Raw genomic sequence first — 6,660 nt, 5'->3', positions numbered from 1 at the left:
TAAGAGGCCTGAATCCAAACTTCCTGACCTTGTTTACCTATTCTTAAATATTCACCCGAGTCAAATTCACCGCGCCCTAACTTAGCCCAAAAAGCTTTATATTCATCACTATTTGCGTGTTCAGGTGTAACAAATAATCGGTGGTGCTGCCCTATAATGTCGTTAAGCTGATACCCCAACGTATTTAAAAAATTATCGTTTGCATCAATAATAGTGCCGTCTAAATTAAACTCTATTACTGCTTGAGACTTACTAATTGCATTAATTTGCCCTCTTGCCTCTGCTGCAGCGAGTTTTTGTGGTGTTATATCCGTCGCAAATTTTACAACCTTAATAACTTGCCCCTGGGAGTTTATAATTGGGTTATAAGTGGCCTGAATCCAAACCTCCTTACCACTTTTGGTAAAACGCCTAAATTCTTGAGATATAAACTCGCCGCTGTTTAATCGTACCCAAAAATGTGTGTAGTCACTCCCTTGGGCCTCAGTGTTATCAACAAATAAAGAGTGATGCTGGCCTTGAATCTCTTCTAGTTGATATTCCATTACGCGAAGAAAATTAGCATTAGCGGTAATTATTTTACCGCTTGGCTCAAACTCAATCACAGCTAATGACTTATTTAATGCGCTTACAATTAAATCATTATTTGATTCAGACTGTTTTGGATTACTAAACCATCCCATGCTCATCACCACCTTTAAGTTATTTTTACTTTATTTAGCAAATACTGACTCTAAATATTCATTGTTTTTTGCAAGTCGATTAACGCCACCATTTTTTCACCCACGTTAACTAACCCTGCCACATAATCGTCGTTATTTGTTTCTGAAATACTTGGTACCGCTTTGGCGTCTTGCTCTGAAATACTGTAAACCTCAGAAACGGCATCAACGGTAATACCAATAATTTTACTGTCGTGCTCAAACTCTATTTTTACTACAATTACCACTGTAAGCGGCCCATACTCTATACTGGGCAAGCCAAATCGCAGCCTTAAATCAATAATCGGCACTATGGTGCCACGCAAATTTATAACGCCTTTTACAAATTCGGGAGCGTTGGGTAAAACGGTTATTTCCTCCCAGCTACGAATTTCTTGCACAGTTAAAATATCTACGCCGTACTCTTCATCAGCCATAATGAATGTTAAAAATTGTTTCACGCCCTTTTGCTGCTGCAGATTTAGCTCTGAAATCATAACGCCTCCAAAGCAACTTGCGACTCAATACTTAACTCTTGGCTGCCCGGCTTTTTTAATCCTGAAAGCTTTATCAACCCGCTTATATCAACTATCAATGAAACCCGTCCATCGCCCAAAATAGTCGCACCGGATATACCATCTACTTTTTGGTAATTTGCCTCTAAACTTTTAATGACAACCTGTTGTTGCGATAGGAGGTCATCTACCAATAAACCCACTTTTTGATTGTCGGTTTCTACGACAACAAGCAGGGTTTTATCAAGAGACTCAATGGCGTTATTATGATTAAAAATATCGTAGAGTCTTAAAATTGGAATGTATTCATCACGCAATCTAAGTACGTCTAGGCTTTTGCCTACACGGCTTACTTTGGCAATATCAATTTGCAGCGATTCAACAATAGAAATAAGCGGAATAATATAGGTATGCTGGGCCACTTTAACTAATTGGCCATCTAAAATAGCCAGTGTAAGCGGTAATCTAATTGTAAACGTTGATCCTACACCTGGCGCGGATGTAACCTCTACAGAGCCATTTAATGACTGAATATTACGCTTAACTACATCCATACCAACACCACGGCCAGATAAGTCACTCACTTCATCCATAGTGGAAAAACCAGGCATAAATATAAGCTCGTTTATTTCCTCATTGCTAAGGTGGTTGTCGGCAGAGATCAGTCCATTAGCAATGGCTTTTTCTTGAATTTTTTTAGTGTTTAGCCCTTGCCCATCATCCATTATTTCAATAACAATATTTCCGCCTTGGTGAAATGCATTTAAAGTGACCGTTCCTACTGGATCTTTTCCGGCTTGCAGTCTTTTCTCAACCGTTTCTAGGCCATGATCTAATGAGTTTCTAACCAAATGAACCATAGGATCAGAAATTTTTTCCATCACGGTTTTGTCTAATTCGGTTTGCTCGCCTATCAGCTTTAATTCAACCTGTTTATTTAGCTTTTGCGCAATGTCGCGCACCAAACGTGGGAAACGGCTAAATACAAAATTAATTGGCAACATGCGGATACGCATTACGTTTTCTTGTAAATCGCGAGTGTTGTGCGCAAGTTGCGCTAAACCTTCTTGCAATGCCGTAATTGTTGCTGGCGTAATGTCTTGCTCGCTAAGTTGATTAAGCATAGCTTGAGTAATAACAAGCTCACCCACCATGTTTATTAATGAGTCAACTTTATCAATCCCAACGCGAATAGAAGTCGACTCGGGTGTTGTTGATTTTTTATTCGTATTAGCAGAGGTTGGCTTTATGGGCTTAGCTTGTTCCGCCTGCTTTGGCTCTGGCTCTTGGATTGATGGCTCTTGATCTACTGTACTGCTGTCAGCATCAGGAGTGGGTAACTCATCAGTAAACAGGCCGCCACACAATTCAATGGTAATATCAGCATCATCTTCAACCCATTCGAACACCTCTTTAATTGCGCTTTCACCATGACTGGTATTTAAGAAAAAACGCCAATGTAAAAAGCACTCATCACTACTCAAATTGGTTATTTCAGGGACTTCATCATAAAAAACGGTGGTATCTAACTCGCCTAACTGCTCAAGCTCACTAATCATAATGAGTGGTTCATTACCTGTTTTAAATAAGTGATGATGAGGCTTAAAGTCTATTTGGTATGTATCGCTATCAGACTGGCTATCTGAAGTTTGAATGTTGGACTCTTGCGTTGTGCTATTTATTCCTAGCACTTCTTCAAATTGTGCTCGTAGTGTATCGGCTTCAGTTAAGTCGGGCTCTTGCTCTGCCTGCAATCCAGCCAGTAACGAACGAAGGCAATCAACCGCTTTAAGTAATAAATTAACGTGCTCGGTTGTCAGGGTGCGCTCGCCTTGACGAATTTGGTCCAGTAAGGTTTCAAGTACATGAGTAAAATCAGACACCGATGAAAAACCAAATGTCCCACTCCCCCCTTTTATTGAATGGGCGGCTCTAAAAATAGTGTTAATAGTTTCTAAGTCTTCCTCACCGGGTACTAAGTTTAAAAGCTCAGCTTCCATGGTATCGAGGCCTTCAAAACTCTCTTCAAAGAAAACTTCAAAAAATTGACTTAAATCTATACTCACTTTGCGCTCCTTGACTAACGAATAACCTTTTTAATTACCGCTAGTAACTGCTCAGGATTAAATGGCTTTACTATCCAGCCTGTTGCACCAGCCGCTTTACCTTCTACCTTTTTTTCTAAGCCCGACTCGGTTGTTAGCATAAGTAGTGGCGTAAATTTATAATCGGGTAATGTACGTAGCTCTCGAATTAATGTAATACCATCCATAATGGGCATGTTTACATCTGAAATAACCGCATCAAAACCTTGCTGCTTAGCAATAGCCAATGCCTCACTGCCGTCTTTGGCCTCTGTTACATCAAAGCCTGCGGTTTTTAAGGTAAAGCTCACCATCTGACGCATTGATGCTGAATCATCAACCGCTAAGATTTTTTTCATATAAACCTCTAACTATTTCTTTCGATTGTTAAATAATGACTTAAGCCAAGCTGATTAATGGTATGTGCTAATGCTGCACTACTGCCGACCCATATAATTTTGTGTTGGATGGTAAGTAAGTGTTTTTGAAGCGCACATAACAGCTGAATAGATGCAGTATCTGCAGACACTACACCGCTAATATCAAGACTGATATCGTCGTTGCTATTGAGTTCTTGTAGTAAGTCTTGGTGGAGCGTTTCAACTTGGGTAATCACAAGTTCGCTTGGAAGTTTTAACATTTAAAATTGTGTAATCCCTTTCATTTCAATTCATAACAAAAGCTTAGCTCTAGTTGTTAAAATTGCCATAAAAGGGTCAAAAAAAAATTTAATAAATTTATAAACAGGAATGAAAAAACAAAAAAGGGAGCCTAAAGCCCCCTTAAAATACGTGAAAATTTAAAAAGTCAGTTTTTAGTAGTAGTTTGCAATAACTTTAAACTCTTGCGTTAATTGAGTTGAATTAATAAGCGGCACACTGCCTTGTTTAAACTCAGGTTTGAAAATAGCTCTTAGCGCTCCTGTATCATCAACCAACGCAACTGATGCGCTATGATCAACCGCATAATCAGCTTTTGTTGTATCACTAATTGCGTAAATTAGGCCAAGCTCTCTTACTACTGGAAAAAGATCTTTGTGCTCCCCTGAAACAGCCAAAAAATTGGGGTTAAAGTAATCTATATATTGTTTTCGTTTTTCTGCTGTGTCTCTGTTTGGATCGACCGACACAAACCAGATTTGTAATGGGTAATCAGCTTCCAGCTCTTTATAAACTGCGTTTAACTTAGCCAATGTTAACGGGCATATATCGGGACAACTTGTGTATCCTAAAAACACTAAATTCCATTGCCCTTTAAATTGCGCTTTTGTCACTGGTTCGCCGTGCTGATTTTTTAACGTAAAATCCAAAAGTGATTTAGCGTTTTCATAAACAAGTGCATTTAAGTTTTGAGGATCGTTTTCACTTGAGCACGCTGATAAAAATAAACTTAAAACAACAATTACTAAAAGCCATAACCGCTTCATAAAGGGAGCCATTTATCTATAAATAAGACCACGAAGAGTACCATTAAATGCACTATCGAAAAACGAAATAAATCCATAGCCTTGTCGTTATTAGCTGCAAATTTTAACTTAATGGCTTTGTACATAAACACACTATTTAGCGCACAAGCTCCAACTAAGTAAATACCCCCTGACATACCAATTAAGTATGGCATCACACACACTAAGGCCAATAAAACTGAGTATGCAACTACACATGTTTTACAAAAGTCGATACCGTGGGTAACCGGCAGCATTGGAATTTTTGCACGCTCGTAATCACTTTTTCGGGCAATGGCTAAAGCCCAAAAATGAGGAGGAGTCCAGGTAAATATAATCATAACAAGCAACCACGGCGCTGCTGCCATTTGGTTTGTTTCAGATACCCAACCAAGCAATGGCGGCATCGCTCCAGCAAGTCCGCCTATTACAATATTTTGAGGTGTTGCACGTTTTAAAAATGACGTATAAATGAAGGCATAACCCACTAATGCAAATAACGTTAATATTGCTGTAAGCGTATTAGCCCACACCATAAGCATGATGAAACCAGCGATACCAATACTTGCCGCAAACGTTAATGCATGTGCTTTACTTAAACGCCCTTTAGCAACAGGGCGATGACGCGTTCTTGCCATTTTAGAGTCTATTTCGCTATCTACTACATGGTTAATAACGGCAGCGGCAGCAGATAACAGGCCTATTCCTAATAGACTAATCATCTGAACGCCTATTCCACGTCCAACATCCGGGGCTAATGCTAATCCAACCCAGGCTGTTAAAACCAACATCGCCACCACTTTAAATTTACTGATGGCTAAGTAATCTTGTAATAGATCGTAAGCACGCAAGCTAAGTGATTGAGTATGTGCAGGCTGTATTGTTTTTTTGTTTATTGTTAGTGCCATTATATTTCTCCTTTATGTGCGTGATTTTAGGTAATAACACAACCTAACCATACTTAATAACAGTATGGCAGCCATTAGGTTATGCGCCAGTGCAACACCCAACGGAAAGTGCCAATGTACCAAAATGAGTCCTAAGCTAATTTGGCAAAATAAAGTAACCAATACTGCTATTACGCAGCTTTTAATTTTTTGAGAGTAAGCGTGACTGTAAATTTTCCACATAATAAGCGCCAAAAATATGCAGGTTACTAATGCCCAAATACGGTGTAATAAGTGAATAGACATTCTTGCTTGTTGTGAAAGCACACCAAACTCGTAGTTGCTGTGCTCAAGCGGTAACTGAAAAACACTCCTCAGTGAAAAAGGCTGAGCGTAATCACACAAGGGTAAACCATTACAGTGTGGTGCTGCGTAATTAGCCGCAAGCCAGCCGCCAAGCGCTATTTGTAAAATCAGCACAAAAAGAGCAATCAAACTTATTCCATAATACCGCTTAGCCCCCGCATCTCCGCCCATAATGGGTTTTGCTGTTAACCTTAAATACAGCAATGTAATTAGCGATAAAATACTAAAACCACCCAATAAATGCCCCATCACAATAAGTGGTTGCAGATTCATAGTGACAGTCCACATACCTAAGGCAGCTTGAAACACAACAAGTAATAGCAATAAAGATGTGAGCTTTAATGGTGTAGTTGGAAATTGACGCTTTAAAAAAGCAACAATAAACAGCGCTAAAATCATCAATCCTAAGGTGCCCGCAAAATACCTATGAATCATTTCTTTCCAGGCTTTTGCTTTTTCAAACACCATATCAGGGTAGCTTTGTGTTGCTAAAGCAATATCAGCTTCATGTTTAGGAACCGTTAAAAAGCCATAACACCCGGGCCAATCTGGGCAACCCAGCCCTGCATCACTCAAACGAGTGTATGCACCCAGTGCAACAACAACTAAAGCAAAAAGTCCGGTCAATAAAACCCAATTCTTATAATTTTTGTACATCTTTAA

Annotated in this window: 8 protein-coding genes; all 8 read right to left on the bottom strand. The window is 39.3% G+C overall.

Annotation, left to right across the window (positions count from 1 at the left end; translation table 11 throughout):
• A partial coding sequence (locus tag CWB65_RS04305; RefSeq protein ID WP_138739974.1) for a PAS domain-containing protein occupies positions 1 to 683 on the bottom strand: 683 nt, incomplete at its 3' end.
• A gap of 50 nt (positions 684 to 733) precedes the next feature.
• Positions 734 to 1,198, bottom strand: coding sequence for a chemotaxis protein CheW (locus CWB65_RS04300; RefSeq protein ID WP_006793787.1), 465 nt, complete (start codon positions 1,196 to 1,198; stop codon positions 734 to 736).
• Positions 1,195 to 3,282 carry a chemotaxis protein CheA gene (locus CWB65_RS04295; protein ID WP_138739973.1) on the bottom strand — a complete coding sequence of 696 codons (2,088 nt, stop codon included), beginning with the start codon at positions 3,280 to 3,282 and terminating at the stop codon, positions 1,195 to 1,197. The genes CWB65_RS04300 and CWB65_RS04295 overlap by 4 nt, the downstream gene beginning before the upstream one ends.
• Positions 3,283 to 3,296: 14 nt before the next feature.
• Positions 3,297 to 3,659 (bottom strand): response regulator, encoded by a 363-nt coding sequence (locus CWB65_RS04290; protein WP_006793785.1) that lies wholly within the window; start codon positions 3,657 to 3,659, stop codon positions 3,297 to 3,299.
• Positions 3,660 to 3,667: 8 nt separating this feature from the next.
• Positions 3,668 to 3,940: an STAS domain-containing protein gene (locus tag CWB65_RS04285; protein ID WP_006793784.1), complete on the bottom strand. Its 273-nt coding sequence runs from the start codon at positions 3,938 to 3,940 to the stop codon at positions 3,668 to 3,670.
• 174 nt (positions 3,941 to 4,114) lie between these two features.
• Entirely contained in the window at positions 4,115 to 4,726 is a 612-nt protein-coding gene (locus CWB65_RS04280) for an SCO family protein (RefSeq protein ID WP_008129081.1), read from the bottom strand.
• On the bottom strand, positions 4,723 to 5,652 hold the full coding sequence (gene cyoE, locus CWB65_RS04275) for a heme o synthase (RefSeq protein WP_008129079.1): 930 nt from the start codon (positions 5,650 to 5,652) through the stop codon (positions 4,723 to 4,725). The genes CWB65_RS04280 and cyoE overlap by 4 nt, the downstream gene beginning before the upstream one ends.
• Before the next feature lie 12 nt (positions 5,653 to 5,664).
• Positions 5,665 to 6,654, bottom strand: coding sequence for a COX15/CtaA family protein (locus CWB65_RS04270; RefSeq protein WP_008129077.1), 990 nt, complete (start codon positions 6,652 to 6,654; stop codon positions 5,665 to 5,667).
• Positions 6,655 to 6,660: the final 6 nt, after the last annotated feature.

This window comes from Pseudoalteromonas sp. S554 (genome assembly GCF_005930865.1).
GTDB lineage: Bacteria > Pseudomonadota > Gammaproteobacteria > Enterobacterales > Alteromonadaceae > Pseudoalteromonas > Pseudoalteromonas marina.
Note: the sequence above shows the minus strand (reverse complement) of the source record. Positions and strands in the feature narration are given on the sequence as shown.